Annotated in this window: 17 protein-coding genes; 16 read left to right on the forward strand and 1 reads right to left on the reverse strand. The window is 54.0% G+C overall.

Annotation, left to right across the window (positions count from 1 at the left end):
- The first annotated feature begins 82 nt into the window (after positions 1–82).
- Complete coding sequence (gene dnaA, locus ACZ5FM_RS00005; RefSeq protein WP_192486759.1) at positions 83–1,651, forward strand: chromosomal replication initiator protein DnaA; 1,569 nt, start codon at positions 83–85, stop codon at positions 1,649–1,651.
- Positions 1,652–1,721: 70 nt separating this feature from the next.
- On the opposite strand, the gene ACZ5FM_RS00010 is transcribed toward dnaA, so the two are convergent.
- Positions 1,722–2,078: a pilus assembly protein N-terminal domain-containing protein gene (locus ACZ5FM_RS00010; protein ID WP_405049446.1), complete on the reverse strand. Its 357-nt coding sequence runs from the start codon at positions 2,076–2,078 to the stop codon at positions 1,722–1,724.
- 467 nt (positions 2,079–2,545) lie between these two features.
- Between ACZ5FM_RS00010 and ACZ5FM_RS00015 the strand changes: the two genes are divergently transcribed.
- From ACZ5FM_RS00015 to ACZ5FM_RS00085, 15 genes are all read left to right on the forward strand, one after another.
- Positions 2,546–2,731 carry a Flp family type IVb pilin gene (locus ACZ5FM_RS00015; RefSeq protein ID WP_464039365.1) on the forward strand — a complete coding sequence of 62 codons (186 nt, stop codon included), beginning with the start codon at positions 2,546–2,548 and terminating at the stop codon, positions 2,729–2,731.
- A 114-nt stretch (positions 2,732–2,845) separates the two neighbouring features.
- Positions 2,846–3,358, forward strand: a complete 513-nt coding sequence (locus ACZ5FM_RS00020; protein WP_464039366.1) for an A24 family peptidase — start codon at positions 2,846–2,848, stop codon at positions 3,356–3,358.
- Positions 3,359–3,500: 142 nt separating this feature from the next.
- Positions 3,501–4,313 (forward strand): Flp pilus assembly protein CpaB, encoded by an 813-nt coding sequence (gene cpaB, locus ACZ5FM_RS00025; RefSeq protein ID WP_464039367.1) that lies wholly within the window; start codon positions 3,501–3,503, stop codon positions 4,311–4,313.
- Entirely contained in the window at positions 4,310–5,905 is a 1,596-nt protein-coding gene (locus tag ACZ5FM_RS00030) for a type II and III secretion system protein family protein (RefSeq protein ID WP_464039368.1), read from the forward strand. The genes cpaB and ACZ5FM_RS00030 overlap by 4 nt, the downstream gene beginning before the upstream one ends.
- Positions 5,906–5,919: 14 nt before the next feature.
- A complete protein-coding gene (locus ACZ5FM_RS00035; protein ID WP_464039369.1) occupies positions 5,920–6,654 on the forward strand; it encodes a CpaD family pilus assembly protein in 735 nt (244 codons plus the stop codon).
- 35 nt (positions 6,655–6,689) lie between these two features.
- Entirely contained in the window at positions 6,690–7,979 is a 1,290-nt protein-coding gene (locus tag ACZ5FM_RS00040) for an AAA family ATPase (RefSeq protein ID WP_250983391.1), read from the forward strand.
- Between the two features lie 30 nt (positions 7,980–8,009).
- Positions 8,010–9,494 carry a CpaF family protein gene (locus tag ACZ5FM_RS00045; RefSeq protein ID WP_464039370.1) on the forward strand — a complete coding sequence of 495 codons (1,485 nt, stop codon included), beginning with the start codon at positions 8,010–8,012 and terminating at the stop codon, positions 9,492–9,494.
- Between the two features lie 14 nt (positions 9,495–9,508).
- Positions 9,509–10,522 (forward strand): type II secretion system F family protein, encoded by a 1,014-nt coding sequence (locus ACZ5FM_RS00050; protein ID WP_464039371.1) that lies wholly within the window; start codon positions 9,509–9,511, stop codon positions 10,520–10,522.
- A gap of 12 nt (positions 10,523–10,534) precedes the next feature.
- The gene (locus ACZ5FM_RS00055) at positions 10,535–11,518 is read left to right on the forward strand and encodes a type II secretion system F family protein (protein WP_464039372.1); all 984 of its coding nucleotides are present in this window, start codon (positions 10,535–10,537) and stop codon (positions 11,516–11,518) included.
- A gap of 221 nt (positions 11,519–11,739) precedes the next feature.
- On the forward strand, positions 11,740–12,495 hold the full coding sequence (locus ACZ5FM_RS00060; RefSeq protein ID WP_464039373.1) for a FadR/GntR family transcriptional regulator: 756 nt from the start codon (positions 11,740–11,742) through the stop codon (positions 12,493–12,495).
- The gene (locus ACZ5FM_RS00065) at positions 12,492–13,658 is read left to right on the forward strand and encodes a PLP-dependent transferase (protein WP_250983395.1); all 1,167 of its coding nucleotides are present in this window, start codon (positions 12,492–12,494) and stop codon (positions 13,656–13,658) included. The genes ACZ5FM_RS00060 and ACZ5FM_RS00065 overlap by 4 nt, the downstream gene beginning before the upstream one ends.
- A gap of 48 nt (positions 13,659–13,706) precedes the next feature.
- On the forward strand, positions 13,707–14,966 hold the full coding sequence (locus tag ACZ5FM_RS00070) for an ABC transporter substrate-binding protein (RefSeq protein ID WP_464040500.1): 1,260 nt from the start codon (positions 13,707–13,709) through the stop codon (positions 14,964–14,966).
- Between the two features lie 125 nt (positions 14,967–15,091).
- Positions 15,092–16,027 (forward strand): carbohydrate ABC transporter permease, encoded by a 936-nt coding sequence (locus tag ACZ5FM_RS00075; RefSeq protein WP_192486770.1) that lies wholly within the window; start codon positions 15,092–15,094, stop codon positions 16,025–16,027.
- 4 nt (positions 16,028–16,031) lie between these two features.
- The gene (locus ACZ5FM_RS00080) at positions 16,032–16,865 is read left to right on the forward strand and encodes a carbohydrate ABC transporter permease (protein ID WP_464039374.1); all 834 of its coding nucleotides are present in this window, start codon (positions 16,032–16,034) and stop codon (positions 16,863–16,865) included.
- 10 nt (positions 16,866–16,875) lie between these two features.
- The gene (locus ACZ5FM_RS00085; RefSeq protein ID WP_464039375.1) at positions 16,876–17,955 is read left to right on the forward strand and encodes an ABC transporter ATP-binding protein; all 1,080 of its coding nucleotides are present in this window, start codon (positions 16,876–16,878) and stop codon (positions 17,953–17,955) included.
- The last annotated feature ends 64 nt before the right edge of the window (positions 17,956–18,019 follow it).

Here is an 18,019-nt window from a genome sequence, read left to right on the forward strand (position 1 = left end):
GTAGCTCAAGGCAATAACGAGAAGGTTTTCCCTGGCGGGGTATTTTCGTCAGGCTATGATTGGCAATTTGAAAGGCGGCAATATGCAAATGAATTTGGTGATGGGTGCGGCGGTAAACGGGGACCGCGCATCGCAGGCATGTGATGACGTTTGCTCTGAACCGGTAGGGGACAAATCGAAGATGACTCAAGATGCACTGTTTGAACGCTTCAGTGCACGCTTGAAGGCGCAGGTTGGTCCTGAAGTTTACGCAAGCTGGTTTGCGCGGCTTAAACTTCATTCGGTTTCCAAGAGTGTCGTTCGTTTCACAGTTCCAACGACGTTTTTGAAGTCCTGGATCAACAACCGTTATATTGATCTGATCACCAGCCTTGTGCAGAGTGAGGATCCTGAGGTTCTGAAGGTCGAGATTCTCGTCCGTTCGGCAACCCGTACAAATGTTCGCGTTCCGCAGACTGCTGAACGCGCCGAACCGGCAACAGAGACCATGGCACCGGTCGCTGCCCGCAGCAAAACTGCAGCAGCCCAGCCGATTGGTATGTCTGTACCAGCAGCCGCAAGCCAGGCTCAGCCTGCACGCCAGACATCGGGTGGACCGCTGTTCGGTTCGCCGCTCGACAGCCGTTTTACCTTTGATACCTTCGTTGAAGGTTCTTCCAACCGTGTTGCGCTGGCGGCGGCCAAGACGATTGCTGAAGCTGGTGCAGGTGCTGTGCGCTTCAACCCGCTGTTTATCCATGCAGGTGTTGGTTTGGGCAAAACCCACCTTCTTCAGGCCATTGCCAATGCTGCAATCGATAGCCCGCGCAATTCGCGCGTGGTCTACCTGACAGCTGAATATTTCATGTGGCGTTTCGCGACCGCGATCCGCGACAACGATGCCCTGACCCTTAAGGATACACTGCGTAACATCGACCTTCTGGTCATCGATGACATGCAGTTCCTGCAGGGCAAGATGATCCAACACGAGTTCTGCCATCTGCTGAATATGTTGCTTGATAGTGCAAAGCAGGTTGTTGTGGCCGCTGACCGTGCTCCATGGGAACTGGAATCGCTCGATCCGCGTGTTCGTTCGCGTCTTCAGGGCGGTATGGCCGTCGAAATCGAAGGCCCCGACTACGACATGCGTTATGAAATGCTGAACCGTCGTCTCGGCACTGCCAGACAGGATGATCCGGCTCTGGAAATTCCCGAGGAAATTCTCACCCATGTTGCGCGCAGCGTAACGGCAAGTGGTCGTGAACTGGAAGGTGCTTTCAACCAGCTCATTTTCCGTCGTTCATTCGAGCCATTATTGTCGGTTGAACGCGTCGACGAGCTTCTGTCGCATCTGGTAGGGGCCGGGGAAGCAAAGCGGGTTCGTATCGAAGACATCCAGCGTATTGTGGCCCGTCATTATAACGTGTCTCGACAGGAGCTTGTCTCGAACCGTCGCACACGCGTTATCGTCAAACCACGTCAGGTCGCCATGTACCTGTCAAAAATGCTGACCCCGCGTTCCTTTCCGGAAATCGGACGTCGTTTTGGTGGCCGCGATCACACCACTGTTCTGCATGCCGTGCGCAAGATCGAGGAACTGATTGGCGCAGATACCAAGCTCGGCCATGAGGTTGAACTTCTAAAGCGTTTGATCAACGAGAATAACGCCTGATTTTTCCAGTCCATATTTTCAAGAGAAGCGGTCTTCGGGCCGCTTTTCTTTTTTCTGATGAAGGGATGTGTTAAGGCCCTTCATTTTGTGAGTGCTGCTCACAGTTCGGTGTACAGGACAACACCGTCCGTTCAGTTTGACGGAACACGCGCACCGTGTTGCCTTCGTCAATCGACACCAGAATGCGTTCATCGACAATGGCGTTGCCGTCGGCATCCAGAAGCACAAGATTGGTTGTCCCATAGCTGCGGCCAGTCAGCACAATTGTATGCGCGTCTGAAACCGTCGCGTCCGCCACCTTGGCGTTTCCGACAATCACTTTGCTGACGGGACGATCCAGCCGCAGAACCCGCGCATGGTTCATGGACACCCGCAGCATGTCGTCGTCAGACGTGGCAATGCCAGCCATTGGCAACAGGATTGCCATGGCAGCAATTGTGATTTTTGCCAGCGAACGGAGTGCCATTGCCATCAAATGCCTTTTTTACGCCGGAACAATGTTTCGTATTCGAGAGATAATGCTCAGGTTTGGTTAATGGAGCGTTAAGGCGAAAGTCGGTTTAACCATTTCAATATGGGTCACGTTAAACAATGCTGTCGGCATTCTGGACGCCTGCGTTTCATTGTGGTGCGAGGGCGAATCTCGAAATGAAGCATATCCGAGGTTGATTGCCGGTACGAATACTGATGAAATTGTGTAATTTTCAGAATAGAGTCGGTTTTTCAACGTATTGAGTAAGTTATTTACCATCCCAAAATTAGAAGTGCGTTCACACTTTGTTAAGGCGATTTCTTAAGGGGATGGCAATCGCTTCTGTGTAGGTTTTGTCCAACCGAACAACGGAAACAGTTGTCGGTGTGCTGAACAACAAACAACAGACCAGGAGAGTTTCCATGACCAAGATTTTCGCACGTTTCGTCAAGGACGAATCCGGCGCAACCGCTATCGAATACGGCCTGATTGCAGCGCTGATTTCCGTCGCGCTCATCACCGGTGCAACTACCCTCGGCAACAAGTTGAACACAACGTTCCAGGCTATCTCCACAAAGATGGATGCTGCCGTTACTAGCTCTAAGTAATTAGGCTTTTGCTCTTGTGCAAACCGTCCCGCTTTATGTTGGGACGGTTTTATCATTCATACGTGTTCTATCTGGATTGAATGATCAAACTCTAAAAACAAATGGGAGTGCGGCATGATTATCGCGGCGATTTTTTTGATCTTGCCTCTGTGTCTCACTCTTGCGGCAATCACTGATCTTTTCACCATGACCATTCCCAACCGGGTCTCCATGATCCTGCTTGGTGCCTTCCTGGTAATTGCGCCCTTTACAGGCATGGCATGGTCGACCATTGGCATGAGCCTGCTGGCCGGGTTTGCCGTTTTTTCAGTGTGCTTCTGCCTGTTTGCGATGAATGTTATGGGTGGAGGCGATGCGAAACTCTTGACGGCTGCTGCAGTGTGGTTTGGATTTGATCAATCACTTTTTCTGTTTCTAACAGCTGTCGGTTATGCAGGTGGTGTTTTGACACTGCTGATCCTGCTGATGCGTTCGCAGGCGGTGACATTGCTTGCAACTGGGTTACCAATTCCCAATTCCCTTCTAACAGCTAAAAAGGTGCCATATGGCATCGCTATCGGTGCCGCTGGCCTGATCACCTATGCGGAAGCCCCGATCGTGAAAGCTGCAATCGCCAGCCTTTCCTGAGACTATCCGCCGGTAAAAAGACCGTTTATGGTAATATTTATCGGAAATCTTTTATTAACCACAAATGTAAGTGGTGCGTTAACCATAATTATACGAATTGCGGGTCATCCTAAAAGGCGAATTTAAAGCCTCAGGATTGGTCATGAAACCTGCACGCATCATCATTCTGTCCGTCGCAGTCATTGCTGCCGGTCTCGCCGGGATGATTGCAATGAACCTCGCCGGCACTCCACAGGTCGTGGAGAAGGCGGAAGCAATCATACAGAAAGAGCCGACAGTCAATGTGCTCGTTTCGTCGGTCAACTTGCCGGTTGGAAGCCGCTTGAATCCTGATTCCGTGCGTTGGGTGCCCTGGCCGCAAGGCAGCGTCGTTGAAGGATATGTGACGCAGGACAATCGCCCGGAAGCTCTGACCGAGTTGACCGGCGCTATAGTGCGTTTGCCGATGTTTGAAGGCGAACCAGTCCGCCCGGAAAAAGTCGTCGATTCCAGCAGCCGTATTATGTCGGCTTTGCTGCCCTCTGGAAAGCGCGCTGTTGCAACCGAAATATCCGTTGCCACCGGCGCCGGCGGCTTTGTCCTGCCCAATGACCGGGTGGATGTCATCATGGTTCGCAAGGGCGATGAAGGCTCTTTCCAGACGGAAAATGTTCTCAACAACGTGCGGGTTCTGGCAATCGACCAGCAAATCCGTGAGGGCGAAGATGGTGTGTCATCCGTTGTCGGTGCAACCGCGACGCTGGAACTGACACCGGATCAGGCCCGCATCATTACTGTTGCGCAGCAGATGGCTGATCGGCTGACCCTGTCGCTGCGTTCCGTATCAGACGCCCAAGAAAGTGACACTGTTTCCGCGGATTACCTGCTGAGCGGCGGCACTGGCCAACCTGAAATTCAGGTCATTAAATCCGGCTCGATCGTCAAGAACGGCCAACAGCAAGGTGCATCACAATGAGCGGGAGAGGTAACGTGAGAAACATCAAACGGACACTCCGTTCCTCCGTCACGGCAAGCCTGGCATTCTGCCTGGCTTTTTCCGGTATTCCGGGTGACTTTACACCTCGCGGCTTCCAGCAAGCTGAAGCGCAAGCCGCGTCTGAAAGCATCATTCGTATTACCGAAAGTGGCAAGGGCACACGTAAGCGTCTGAAACTTGGCCTGAACAAGGCGCTGGTTGTCGACCTGCCACAGGATGCGCATGATATTCTCGTTGCAGATCCAAGCATGGCAGACGCTGTCACACGCACATCCCGGCGCATCTACCTGTTTGGCAAATCTGTCGGCCAGACAAACATCTTCATTTTCGGTGCCCATGGTGAGGAAATCGTCAGCCTCGATCTCGAGGTCGAGCGTGACATCAATGGTCTTGAAGCGAATCTGCGTCGCTTCATCACCGATTCCGATATCAAGGTTGAGATCGTTTCGGACAACATTGTTCTGACGGGCACAGTGCGGACACCACAGGATTCAGCACGTGCGGTTCAACTCGCTGAAGCCTTCCTCAAAGGCGGTGAAGCTACCACCCGCAACGTAACATTGACAGGCGGCGATAATGGTGGCGACGCGGCAATTTTCGCCGAGCAGCGCCAGACATCACAGATCGTTAATATGCTGACGATTGAAGGTGAGGATCAGGTCACGCTGAAGGTTACGGTGGCCGAGGTCAGCAGGCAGGTCCTCAAGCAACTTGGTTTCAGTGGTTCTATTGGCAGCACGAGCAGTGGCAATGGCTTCTCATTTGCAAATCCGGCCAATCTGGGCGCTGCCGTCAATCCATCCTCCGGTTTGATCACCGGCTCGATCGGATCCGGCTCAATGCGTTTTTCCTCCTACATCAATGCCATGGAGCAGGCTGGTGTCATGCGGACATTGGCAGAACCGAGCCTGACCGCTATTTCGGGAGAACAGGCAAAGTTCTATGTTGGCGGTGAATTCCGCATGCAGGGTACTCAGGAAATTACCACTGAGGAAAATGGAGTAACCGGCGCTGAACGTCCAGTTCTGACCCGCCAGACAAACACGGTTGATTACGGCATCGAACTGAACTTCCGCCCGGTTGTTCTGTCGCCTGGTCGTATCAGCCTCAAGATTGAGACCAACGTTTCCGAACCGACCTATGAAGGTAGCGTCGTCACCGGCAGCACTATGCGCAGCACGCCAGGCGCGACCTATATGTCCATTCGCAAACGTGAGGCGTCAACCACTGTAGAGCTACCGTCAGGTGGTTCGATTGTGATTGCCGGTCTGGTGCAGGATAACATTCGCCAGGCCATGTCCGGTCTGCCTGGTATCTCCAAGGTGCCGATTTTCGGCACGCTTTTCCGGAGCAAGGACTTCATCCGCAACGAAACGGAACTGGTCATCATTGCCACGCCGTATCTCGTTCGCCCGGTGGCGCGTAATCAGATTGCTCGCCCGGATGATAACTTTAACCCGGAAAACGATGCCGCCATGTATTTCATGAACCGCGTCAACAAGGTGTACGGCCGCAAGGAGAAGGCTCCTGCCGCACCGTACCAGGGCACTGTTGGGTTTATCTATAAATGACGATGGAGCTTCAGATGAAACCGTATGCCGCTGCTCCCGGCACGAGGGGGGCCACCATGCTGGCAACACAGACAACAGTTTACGCTTCGCCGCTTCGCAGGGTATCCTTTGCGCTTGCTGTGACTGCGATGGCCGGCTTGCTGCAGGCCTGTGGCACGCGGGATGGCATGAACACTGGCGCTATCCCGGACGATTACCGTACACGCCACCCAATCACGCTGAATGAAGCAGAACACACGATCGATATTCCGGTCTCTTCAGGGGACAGCCGTTTGACCACGCCGGCGGCCGATAATATCAGGGGGTTCGTTTCTAGCTACAAGGGAACGTCGACCGGTATCGTGCAGATACAATTGCCATCTGGCTCGCCCAATGCGGCAGCCGCGTCACGCATGGGCAAGCAGATCCGCACGATCTTGACGGGTTCTGGTGTCCCTGCCGGCAAGATCGTTGAAACAGTGTACGCTGCTGGCCCACAGGGTGATGCAGCGCCAATTCGTCTCAGCTATGTCGCGGTGACGGCCATGACAGGGCAGTGCGGCGAGTGGCCCGAAGATCTGACCAGTAACACCTCCAAAAATCGCAACTGGCATAATTTCGGTTGCGCGACGCAAAATAACCTCGCGGCCCAGATCGCCAATCCGATGGACCTTGTAGCCCCCCGTGGCATGACGCCAATTGATGCTGAACGCCGGTCTGTTGTCATTGATGGGTACCGCAACGGAGATAATACCGCCTCCGCTGACTAATGCAGGCCGGTACTCCATTTCCTGACAGGTGAAACATGAGCGCGATAGAATACGAGATCAAAGGCAGTGGTGACGACGAAGTGAACTTCGACGACCTGCACAAGCCTTCCGACATGGATAATCTGCGGCCCTTGCCGCGGATTTCCATCCATAGCTTTTGCGAAAGCGAAGTTATGCTGCGCGTCATGGAGCGTCTGGGCAGTGACCGGCGTATGGGTAAAGTCAGCCTGCGTATTACCAATGGTGATATTGCAGCCGCTGCAGGCATGTTTTCATCGTCACCGACACCCAACCTGATCATTCTCGAAACGAAATGTGATCCATCAAAGCTGATGGATGAGTTGTCCCCGCTGGCCGAAGTCTGTGATCCCTCCACGCGTGTCGTCATTGTTGGTCATTACAATGACATCTCACTCTACCGGGACCTTATCCGCAACGGCATTTCCGAATATCTCGTTGCTCCGGTCAAGATGTCGGATCTCCTCTCGTCTATTTCAGCCATCTTTGTCGATCCAGAGGCTGAACCTTTGGGACGCAATATCGCCTTCATCGGAGCGAAGGGTGGGGTTGGATCGTCGACCATTGCGCATAACTGCGCCTTTGGCATCTCAAACCTGTTTTCGACAGAAACCATTCTTGCTGATTTTGACCTTCCATTCGGGACTGCCAATATCGACTTCGATCAGGATCCTGCGCAAGGCATTGCCGAAGCCGTGTTTTCGCCGGAACGTTTGGATGAGATGTTTCTCGATCGCCTTCTGACGAAATGTTCCGAACATCTTTCGCTGCTGGCAGCGCCGTCAATGCTTGATCGTGCCTATGATTTTGATCGCGCTGCATTCCAGCCGGTGATGGAACTGCTGCAGCGAACCGCGCCTGTCGCGGTATTGGATATTCCACATGGCTGGTGTGAGTGGACACGCAGCGTTCTAGCAGAGGCAGACGAGGTGGTGATCACCGCCGTTCCTGACCTTGCCAACCTGCGCAACACCAAGAACATGCTGGATTCCCTGAAAAAAATGCGCCCGAACGACAAGCCGCCACATCTGGTCCTCAACCAGGTCGGCATGGCGAAACGCCCGGAGATTGCGCCCGCCGATTTCTTCGAGCCGCTGGAAATCTCTCCGATTGCCATCATTCCATTTGATGTCCAGTTGTTTGGCAATGCGGCCAATAGCGGTCGTATGATCAGCGAGATTGATGCGAAATCACCTGTTGCGGAGACATTTTCGCAGATTGCCCACCTCGTGACCGGGCGTGCGAGCGCCAAGAAGGCCAAGAAACCGGGGCTGGGTAAGATTATGGAATTGCTGAAGCGGAAATAAACCGCTGCTCGATGAAACTGGAAAACTGGCATGTTTGGAAAACGCGGAAACGAAGACGCTGGAAGGGGTATTGGCATCGGGCAGGTGAGTGCGCCTGCGCCAATTCTTGCGCCTGTCATGCCGAAACCCGAAAAAATCGAAACGCTCGAGCCGGTAATCTCCCGTCAGCAGGTTCCGACGCCACCACTCCAGGCGAATTCTCAACCGCCTCAGCGCAAAAAAATGGCGCGCACCGAAGAGTACTATAAGACCAAAGGGCAGGTGTTCTCCGCCCTTATCGACACGATCGATCTTTCGCAGCTTTCCAAGCTGGATAATGAAAGCGCCCGCGACGAAATTCGCGATATCGTCAACGATATCATCACCATCAAAAATTTCGCCATGTCGATTTCCGAGCAGGAAGAATTGCTTGAGGATATCTGCAACGACGTTCTCGGTTATGGTCCACTGGAGCCCCTTCTGGCACGTGATGATATCGCCGATATCATGGTCAACGGTTCCGGTCAGACATTTATCGAAGTGGATGGTAAAACCATTGAATCGGAAGTGCGCTTCCGCGATAACACGCAGCTTCTCTCCATTTGCCAGCGTATCGTGAGCCAGGTTGGCCGTCGCGTCGATGAAGCAAGCCCGATATGCGATGCCCGTCTGCCTGACGGTTCGCGTGTCAACGTTATTGCTCCGCCTCTGGCGATTGATGGACCCGCGCTCACCATCCGTAAGTTCAAGAAGGACAAGCTGACGCTTGACCAACTGGTGCGGTTTGGTGCGATCACCCCAGAAGGTGCCGCAGTTTTGCAGATCATCGGTCGGGTGCGCTGTAACGTGGTTATATCAGGTGGTACGGGTTCGGGTAAAACGACACTGCTCAACTGCCTGACCAGCTACATCGACAAACATGAGCGGGTGATCACTTGCGAGGATACCGCGGAACTGCAATTGCAGCAGCCGCATGTGGTGCGATTGGAAACCCGTCCACCAAACATTGAAGGCGAAGGCGAGATCACCATGCGTGACCTGGTCAAGAACTGCCTTCGTATGCGCCCAGAACGTATCATCGTCGGCGAAGTGCGCGGACCAGAGGTTTTCGACCTGTTGCAGGCGATGAACACCGGTCATGACGGTTCCATGGGAACGATCCACTCCAACTCACCACGAGAGTGCCTCAGCCGTATGGAATCGATGATTGCCATGGGCGGATTTACTTTACCTGCCAAAACAGTGCGTGAAATCATCGCTGGCTCCGTTGATATTGTCATTCAGGCGACCCGCCTCCGGGATGGTTCGCGCCGTATCACCCACATCACCGAAGTGATTGGCATGGAAGGCGATGTGATCATCACCCAGGATCTCGTGCGCTACGAAATCGAAGGCGAAGATGCGCAAGGCAAGCTGATTGGTCGCCATGTCTCGACCGGCATCGGCAAGCCGCATTTCTGGGATCGTGCGCGCTACTATAACGAGGAACGCCGTTTGGCGGCGGCCCTTGATGAGATGGAAAAGAAATCGCAATAGGATTTGAGCGATAAATGGCTGGAAATGGGCTAACGATATTTATGCTTGTTGCGCTGGTCGGCATCTCTGCCGCCGCCCTTGCCTATGCGTTTCTTTTCCAGCGCATCGAGGTTGAAAACAAGACCGCAACCCGTGTTAACCGCGTCAAATCGGCCGAAACGGACCGCGTTAAAATCAAGGCTGCCCGTGATAGGGTTCAGGAACTGAGCAAACGGAGAAAATCCGTTCAGGACAACCTGAAGGACCTCGAAAAGCGACAGCAGGAAAAAACCAAAAAGAACCGTGATGTCACCCTGAAGGGCAAGATCACGCAGGCCGGCTTAACCATCACCATTGGCAAATTTTACATGCTGAGCGCTGTGCTGGGTCTGGTTATCTTTTTGCTGACTCTTATCTCGGGCTTGCCGTTTTTGATTGTTCTGGCCATTTCTTTCGTCGGCGGCCTAGGGTTGCCGCGCTGGATATTGGGTTTTCTTGTCGGACGCCGGCAACGCAAGTTTCTGGATGAATTTCCAAACTCGCTTGATGTGATGTGCCGATCCATCAAATCCGGTCTGCCGCTGAATGACGCTGTTCGTTTGATTGCTGCCGATGGACAGGAACCGGTGAAAACCGAGTTCCAGCGCATCCTTGATGCGCAGCAAGTTGGGCTGAGTATTCCCGAAGCGGCGACCCGCATGATGCTGACCATGCCACTTTCCGAAGTGAATTTTTTTTCCACGGTCATCACCATTCAGGCGCAGGCCGGTGGTAACCTCTCAGAGGCGCTGTCCAACCTTGCAAAGGTGCTGCGTGAGCGTAAAAAAATGAAAGCTAAGGTCAGTGCGTTGTCGATGGAAGCAAAAGCCTCCGCTGTCATCATTGGCGCTTTGCCGTTCATTGTGGCCTTTCTCGTCTACATGACCTCGCCCGACTACATCATGCACCTGTTTACCGATCCTCGAGGTCACATCATCCTCGGGGTGTCTGGTGTTTGGATGTCAATTGGCATCCTTGTGATGCGCAACATGATCAATTTCGATATTTGAGGGTGGCAGCGCATGTCTGAGGAACTCGCAAAAAGCCTGACCAATCCGACGATGATCATCGCGCTGCTTGTTGCGCTGGCCGTATTTGCAACGCTCTACACGCTTGTCATTCCCTATTTTGAAAAGGGTGATCTCAACAAGCGCATGAAGGCTGTGTCCACGGAACGCGATCAGATCCGCAGCCGTGAACGTGAGCGCATGCAAGCGGAGCTAAGCAACAAGGGCTCACTACGCACCTCCAACAACAAGTCAGCGCGCAAGATCGTGGAACGCTTCAACCTTCGCGAAGCCCTTGTTGATGAAAACACCATGAACAAGCTGCGGGCGGCAGGTTATCGCTCACAGAATGCGCTCAACACGTTCCTTGCTGCCCGTTTTATTCTGCCATTCGTATTTCTGGTCCTTGCTATCCTCTGGGTTTTTGGACTTGGGAACTTGGCCGAGAAGGCCATGCCGATACGTATTCTGGTGGTGATCGTTGTGGCGTATATCGGTTTCTATGCGCCAAACATCTACATCTCCAACCAAATGAAAAAGCGTCAGCATTCCATCAAACGTGCTTGGCCAGACGCACTCGATCTGATGTTGATCTGCGTTGAATCTGGTATTTCTATGGAAGCAGCCATGCGGCGCGTGGCGGAAGAAATGGCAGACCAGTCACCGGAACTTGCGGAAGAAATGGTGCTGACAACGGCTGAATTGTCGTTTCTTCAGGATCGCCGCACTGCGCTTGAAAACCTTGGCATCCGTACACAGCTCGATATCGTCAAGAGCGTTACGCAAGCCCTAATTCAGGCAGAACGCTATGGTACGCCGCTGGCGCAGGCACTGCGTGTCTTGGCACAGGAAGGTCGAGACGAGCGTATGAACGAGGCAGAAAAAAAGGCTGCCGCCTTGCCGCCAAAGCTCACCGTGCCGATGATCTTGTTTTTTCTGCCAGTGCTTATCGCGGTTATTCTCGGGCCTGCAGGCATTCAGGTCGCCGATCGCTTCTAATTGGTTTTACCGATCAGGCACTGCAATTCAATTGCGTGAGAGTGGCGGTTCGTTTGCGTGTTCCATAGTGCGCTATAGTATTTTTCCATTGTTATTGTTTGATTTTTTGCGTCGTCTTATGCAGCTGTCGGCGCCTTCCAGCCATTTTCCAAAACCTTAAAAACAGAACAAAGTCGCTCAACCTCGGCCTTGACAGATTGCCAATGCGGCATAATGCTAAGATGTCAGACCAATTAATAGGTCGTCGGGAAGAAAGAGTGAAGCTGAAACAGGAGAGGCCGCCAATCGCGCCACTGCCACCGATCGATCGTGTGGCACAGGTTACCAGTGCATTGTCGGACTATATTGATAGAGCCAGCCTCAAGACAGGTGACCGTTTACCTGCCGAACGCGAGCTGATGGCAGCTCTCGCGGTTGGCCGCTCGACCATCCGCGAAATGATCCGGCATTTTCAGGCGCTCGGCGTGATGGAGACCCGTAAAGGCAGCGGTACCTATCTGTTAAAGCCCGTCACCACCGCGACGATTCATATGCCGCTATCCCTTGAGACGGTAAATCTGCGCGACATCCTGCTGCAGACGCTCGAAGTGCGGCGCGGCATAGAGGTCGAAGCCAGCATGGTAGCAGCCCGCCGTCGTACCGCTGAAGATGTCGTCAATATCGAACAAAAACTTAATGAAATGGAGCGGGTGCATATCGAAAAAGGCACCTCCGGTCGCCAGGACCTCGAGTTTCATCTTGCCATCTATGATGCCACCCACAACCCGCTTTTCCGCCAGTTGCTGGAACAGATGCGAGAGGCTTTCGAGCAGTTTTGGGATCAGCCATTTGACCGCCCGGACTTTGCAAGGCGCTCATTCCCATTCCATCGCACGCTATTTAACGCCATCGCCGCCCAGGATACCGAGGCGGCACGGCGCGAAACACTCAAGATTCTCGACATCGTCGAGGAAGATATCAAGGAAATGTCCAAATGAATGATGTAGCCGGCACGTTCGATCTTGCATCACAGATCGTGGCCCATGACGAAACAAATGCTTTTGAAGCCGTTGTGCCGCCGATCGTGCAGACGTCGCTGTTCACCTTCTCCAGCTATGACGAGATGGTCTCGACCTATCGCGGTGAAAAATCCCGTCCGGTCTATACCCGTGGTCTGAACCCGACGGTCCGGGCCTTTGAGGAAATGCTGGCCAAGCTGGAAGGTGCGGAAGACGCTATCGGGTTCGCCAGCGGCATGTCGGCCATTTCATCGACGGTCCTGTCATTCGTAGAGCCAGGCGACCGCATTGTTGCTGTGCGTCACGTCTACCCGGACGCATTCCGTCTGTTTGGCACGTTGCTGAAGCGCATGAAGGTTGAGGTCACCTATGTGGATGGCCGCGACGAAGAGGCCGTTGCCAAGGCTCTCCCCGGTGCAAAGCTGTTCTACATGGAAAGCCCGACAAGCTGGGTCATGGAAGCACATGATGTTGGCGCACTGGCAGCAATCGCCCGCAAACACGGCATCATCAGCGTCATCGACAACAGCTGGGCCAGCCCGATCTTCCAGCAGCCATTGAAGTTGGGTGTCGATATCGTCTTGCATTCGGCCTCCAAATATCTGGGTGGTCACAGCGACGTGGTTGCCGGCGTTGTTGCCGGTTCGAAGGAGCTGATTGGCCGCATTCGTGGAGAAGCCTACCCTTATCTCGGCGGCAAGCTGTCGCCATTTGATGCATGGTTGTTGATCCGCGGTATGCGCACGCTGCCAATTCGTATGAAGGCGCATGAGCAATCGGCTTTGGCGATTGCCCGTAAGCTTCAGGAACTCGATGTTGTGGAAACCGTCTGCCATCCGGCATTGGCCAATCGCCTGCCTACCGGTCTTAACGGCACGTCGGGCCTGTTTTCATTCATTTTCCGGGAAGGCGTGAATGTGCGCGCTTTTGCGGATCAGCTTAAATTTTTCAAGCTCGGCGTCAGCTGGGGCGGTCACGAAAGCCTGATCGTTCCCGGTGAGGTGGTGCTGGAACAAAAAGCGCAGCCAAATTCGGCTCAGACCTTCGGCATCAGCGCGCGTTCGGTGCGTCTGCATGTCGGTCTTGAGGGGACGGATGCGCTTTGGGGAGATCTGGAAGCGGCCATCGCTGCTGCTACCTGATGGAGTAACGACAACCAACGAAACCCAACAATAGGGGGAACTGGAATGATGAAGAAGCTGCTGACCGCTGCGGTTTTTGCCTCGATGATGGCAGGCACGGCACTTGCGGACACGACATTGAAGCTGGTGGAGGTTATTACCAGCCCAGAACGTACCGAAACCTTGAAGTCTATCGTTGCCAAGTTTGAGGCAGCGAACCCTGGCACCAAGGTTGAGATCATTTCGCTTCCTTGGGGGGAGGCATTCCAGAAATTCGCGACCATGGTATCGGCCGGTGAAGTCCCTGACGTCATCGAAATGCCGGATACATGGCTGTCGCTTTATGCCAACAATGGCATGCTCGAAAGCCTTGAGCCTTATCTCGCTAAGTGGGAGCACACACCGGGTCTGACTGCACGCGCGCTGGAACTTGGCCGCGATGTGAAGGACACGGCTTACATGTTGCCATACGGCTTCTATCTGCGCGCCATGTTCTACAACAAAAAGCTTCTGTCGGAAGCTGGCGTGACCGAGCCGCCAAAGACCATGGACGAGTTTACAGAGGCCTCGAAAAAGATTTCAGCTCTGCCCGGTAAATACGGTTATTGCCTTCGTGGTGGTCCCGGTGGCCTGAACGGCTGGATCATGTTCGGCGCCTCCATGGCCGGCTCCAACAAGTTCTTCGATGAAGACGGCACCTCGACCATGAACAGCGAAGGCTGGGTCAAGGGTCTGACTTGGCTGATCGATCTCTACAAGAACGGTTATGCACCGAAGGACAGCGTCAATTGGGGCTTCAACGAAATCGTTGCCGGCTTCTATACCGGCACTTGCGCTTTTCTTGACCAGGACCCGGATGCCCTCATTGCGATCGCTGAGCGCATGAAGTCGGAAGACTACGGCATCATGACCATGCCAAAGGGTCCTAACGGCAAGACCTTCCCGACAATCGGTTTTGCCGGTTGGTCGATGATGGCGTCGTCCAAGGACAAGGATCTTTCCTGGAAGCTGATTGAGACGCTCGAAGGCCCAGAAGGCAACATCGAGTGGAACAAGAAGACAGGCGCTCTTCCGGTTCACAAGTCGGCTGAAAAAGATCCGTTCTACGAAAGCGAGCAGTTCAAGGGCTGGTTTGCTGAGCTGGAAGACAAGAACGCCGTTCCGACAACCATGCCGACCTACCTCGAAGAATTTGCGTTCTTCAAGGATTCGCTGGTTATCAAGACCTCGCAGGAAGCTCTCTTGGGTGACATCACCCCGGAAGATCTGGCCAACCAGTGGGCCGACTACCTGACGAAGGCGCAGCAGAAGCACCTCGCCAAGAAGTAATACAAAGTGCGGTGTGGGACTTCATGTCCTGCACCGCAACTCGCTGGCCGGAATGTTCTGCGCCAGCCCAAGAAAATAGCGGCAGTGCAGTGCGCCTGCCAAAAGGCCAGAACAGGATTGCCTTCATGAATAACACTGCCCTTCCGCACACGCGGCGCCAGGACAGACGACCGTTTCTGCAGCGGCTGGCGCATAAGAGTGAGCCCTGGCTCTACAGCGCGCCATCGCTCATCCTGATTGCCGCCGTCATGCTGGTGCCGCTGGCGCTCGGCCTGTCCTATGCGTTTCGGGACGTGCAGCTTCTCAACCCGTTTTCCGGTGGCTTTATCGGTATTGAACACTTCAAAACGCTGTCGCAGGATCAGGCCTTTTACCGAGCGTTGAAAAACACGCTGTGGTGGACTGGCGCCTCGGTGTTTCTGCAGTTCTTGTTCGGCCTTATTCTGGCTTTGCTGTTGGACAAACCCTTTTATGGCCGTGGTCTTGTACAGGCGCTGGTGTTTTTGCCTTGGGCGGTACCGACATTTTTGGCCGGCCTCAACTGGGCATGGCTGTTCAATCCTTTGATTGGTCCATTGCCGCACTGGCTATATGCTCTCGGCATTCTGGATGCGCCAAACAACATCCTCTCCGATCCTCAACTTGCCATGTGGGGACCGATCGTTGCCAATATCTGGTGGGGAATACCATTTTTTGCCATCACGCTTCTGGCGGCCTTACAGGCTATCCCGCGTGATATTTATGAAGCCGCCGAAATTGATGGCGCAGGTCCTGTACAGCGCTTCATGTCGATTACCCTGCCGTTTCTGGCACCGACCATTGCCATCACAGTGCTGCTCAGAACCGTGTGGATTTCCAACTTCGCAGATCTCATCATTGTCATGACCAATGGTGGCCCGGCAGACCGCACGCAGATCGTTGCCAGCTATATCTTCACGCAAGCCTTCAAGCGGCTGGATTTTGGTTACGCCTCGGCGATTGCGCTGGTGTTGTTGGTGCTGCTCCTGGCCTATTCGATGCTGATTATCCTGTTGCGCCAATCACTGCTGAAGAAGGATTGACCCCATGAGAGCCAGTAAAGTTATCTCCATCGGCGCTCATCGTATTGCGATCCTGCTTTATGTCATCGTTGCGCTGTTCCCGTTGTTCTGGTTGTTGAAGGTGTCGGTCACGCCAAATGACCTGCTCTACAGCGAAGGCGTGCGCATGTGGCCATCGCGCATGACATTCGACCATTTCAGCTTCGTTATCGCCCACAGCGCTTTTCCGGTGTTTTTCAAAAACAGCCTGATTGTCGCCGGTTCCACCGCCGTTGTCGTGACAATTCTGGCATCGCTGTCCGGTTACGCGCTGTCGCGTTTCGACTTCAAGGCCAAATACTGGATCGTCGGCCTGATGTTGCTGACGCAGATGTTTCCACTCGTCATGCTGGTTGCGCCGATCTTCAAGATGTTGTCGCCAATTGGTCTGACCAACAGTCTGACCGGACTTGTTGTGGTCTACACCGCCTTCAACGTGCCGTTTGCAACTTTCCTGATGCAGTCCTTCTTCGACGGAATTCCGAAGGATCTGGAAGAGGCGGCGACGATTGATGGCGCCAGCCGTTTTGTTGCTTTCCGGCAGATCATTCTGCCCCTGACGCTTCCCGGCGTGGCGGCAACGCTTGGCTTCGTGTTTACCGCAGCGTGGAGTGAACTTCTGTTCGCCCTGATGCTGATCTCCGGCAATGACGCGGCGACATTCCCGGTCGGCCTTCTAACCTTCGTTTCAAAATTTTCGGTGGACTTCGGACAGATGATGGCAGCGGGCGTTCTTGCGCTTATTCCTGCCTGCGTCTTCTTCCTGCTGATCCAGCGTTACCTTGTTCAAGGCCTCACCGCCGGTGCGGTGAAAGGCTAGGAGCTCTATTATGGCATCTATTGATATTCAAAATGTTCGCAAAACCTATGGCAACTATCCGGTGCTGCATGGGGTCGATCTGGAAATTCAGGACGGGGAATTTATCGTTCTCGTCGGTCCGTCCGGCTGCGGCAAGTCCACTCTGCTGCGCATGATTGCTGGCCTGGAAGACATTTCGTCCGGCGATATCCGCATTGAGGGAAACCGGGTCAACGACGTCGCGCCGAAGAACCGGGACATCGCCATGGTGTTTCAGTCCTACGCGCTTTATCCACATATGTCGGTTGCCGACAATATGAGCTACAGCCTGCGGCTTCGCAAAACGGCCAAGGAAAAGATTGCCTCTGCCGTAAGCGGTGCGGCGTCTAAGCTTGGGCTTGAACCTTTCCTGGAACGACGGCCAAAAGCCCTGTCCGGTGGCCAGCGCCAGCGCGTTGCCATGGGACGTGCCATTGTGCGGCAGCCCAAGGCGTTTCTGTTTGACGAGCCGCTTTCCAACCTCGATGCTCGCCTTCGTGAGCAGATGCGCGCTGAAATCAAGAAAATGCATGCCGACCTCAAGGCCACATCGATCTATGTGACCCACGATCAGATCGAGGCGATGACACTGGCCGATCGTATCGTTGCCATGAATGTCGGCGTGGTGCAGCAGGTTGGTACGCCGCTTGAACTTTACGATACTCCGGCCAACCTGTTCGTTGCCGGCTTTATCGGTTCTCCCGGCATGAACTTCCTGACAGGAACCTATGTCGCCAAGGATGGCACCCATGGTGTGCGCCTTGCCGATGACATGGTGATGAAACTGGCAAAGTCGGTGAAGCTGGAAGAGGGGACATCCGTGACCCTTGGCATTCGGCCCGAACACGTCACAATGGTCGAAACCGGTGGCATTGAGGCCAATGTGGATCTGATCGAACCAACTGGCTTTGGCATCATCATCCATCTATCGCTGCACGGTCTGCCGTTCAAAATCTTTACGCTGGATCGCGCTGCCCTGTCGGCTGGTCCAAAAGTCCGGGTCGATTTCCCGGGCCAGCATCTGCATGTATTCGACAAGGATGGTGTTCGCGCCATCAGCCTCGACGCTTGAAACAAAAAGGGCTTCCCGTTCATTGATCGGGAAGCCCTTGATCTCGGCGATTGATGGATTTCTT

It is taken from the genome of Agrobacterium sp. 5Ca50 (assembly GCF_055381905.1).

Excerpts from the sequence above, each read along its gene's own strand:
- dnaA (WP_192486759.1), top strand. The coding sequence starts at position 83 with ATGCAAATGAATTTGGTGATGGGTGCGGCGGTAAACGGGGACCGCGCA.
- ACZ5FM_RS00010 (WP_405049446.1), bottom strand. The coding sequence starts at position 2,078 with ATGGCAATCCTGTTGCCAATGGCTGGCATTGCCACGTCTGACGACGAC.
- ACZ5FM_RS00015 (WP_464039365.1), top strand. The coding sequence starts at position 2,546 with ATGACCAAGATTTTCGCACGTTTCGTCAAGGACGAATCCGGCGCAACC.
- ACZ5FM_RS00020 (WP_464039366.1), top strand. The coding sequence starts at position 2,846 with ATGATTATCGCGGCGATTTTTTTGATCTTGCCTCTGTGTCTCACTCTT.
- cpaB (WP_464039367.1), top strand. The coding sequence starts at position 3,501 with ATGAAACCTGCACGCATCATCATTCTGTCCGTCGCAGTCATTGCTGCC.
- ACZ5FM_RS00030 (WP_464039368.1), top strand. The coding sequence starts at position 4,310 with ATGAGCGGGAGAGGTAACGTGAGAAACATCAAACGGACACTCCGTTCC.
- ACZ5FM_RS00035 (WP_464039369.1), top strand. The coding sequence starts at position 5,920 with ATGAAACCGTATGCCGCTGCTCCCGGCACGAGGGGGGCCACCATGCTG.
- ACZ5FM_RS00040 (WP_250983391.1), top strand. The coding sequence starts at position 6,690 with ATGAGCGCGATAGAATACGAGATCAAAGGCAGTGGTGACGACGAAGTG.
- ACZ5FM_RS00045 (WP_464039370.1), top strand. The coding sequence starts at position 8,010 with ATGTTTGGAAAACGCGGAAACGAAGACGCTGGAAGGGGTATTGGCATC.
- ACZ5FM_RS00050 (WP_464039371.1), top strand. The coding sequence starts at position 9,509 with ATGGCTGGAAATGGGCTAACGATATTTATGCTTGTTGCGCTGGTCGGC.
- ACZ5FM_RS00055 (WP_464039372.1), top strand. The coding sequence starts at position 10,535 with ATGTCTGAGGAACTCGCAAAAAGCCTGACCAATCCGACGATGATCATC.
- ACZ5FM_RS00060 (WP_464039373.1), top strand. The coding sequence starts at position 11,740 with ATGTCAGACCAATTAATAGGTCGTCGGGAAGAAAGAGTGAAGCTGAAA.
- ACZ5FM_RS00065 (WP_250983395.1), top strand. The coding sequence starts at position 12,492 with ATGAATGATGTAGCCGGCACGTTCGATCTTGCATCACAGATCGTGGCC.
- ACZ5FM_RS00070 (WP_464040500.1), top strand. The coding sequence starts at position 13,707 with ATGAAGAAGCTGCTGACCGCTGCGGTTTTTGCCTCGATGATGGCAGGC.
- ACZ5FM_RS00075 (WP_192486770.1), top strand. The coding sequence starts at position 15,092 with ATGAATAACACTGCCCTTCCGCACACGCGGCGCCAGGACAGACGACCG.
- ACZ5FM_RS00080 (WP_464039374.1), top strand. The coding sequence starts at position 16,032 with ATGAGAGCCAGTAAAGTTATCTCCATCGGCGCTCATCGTATTGCGATC.
- ACZ5FM_RS00085 (WP_464039375.1), top strand. The coding sequence starts at position 16,876 with ATGGCATCTATTGATATTCAAAATGTTCGCAAAACCTATGGCAACTAT.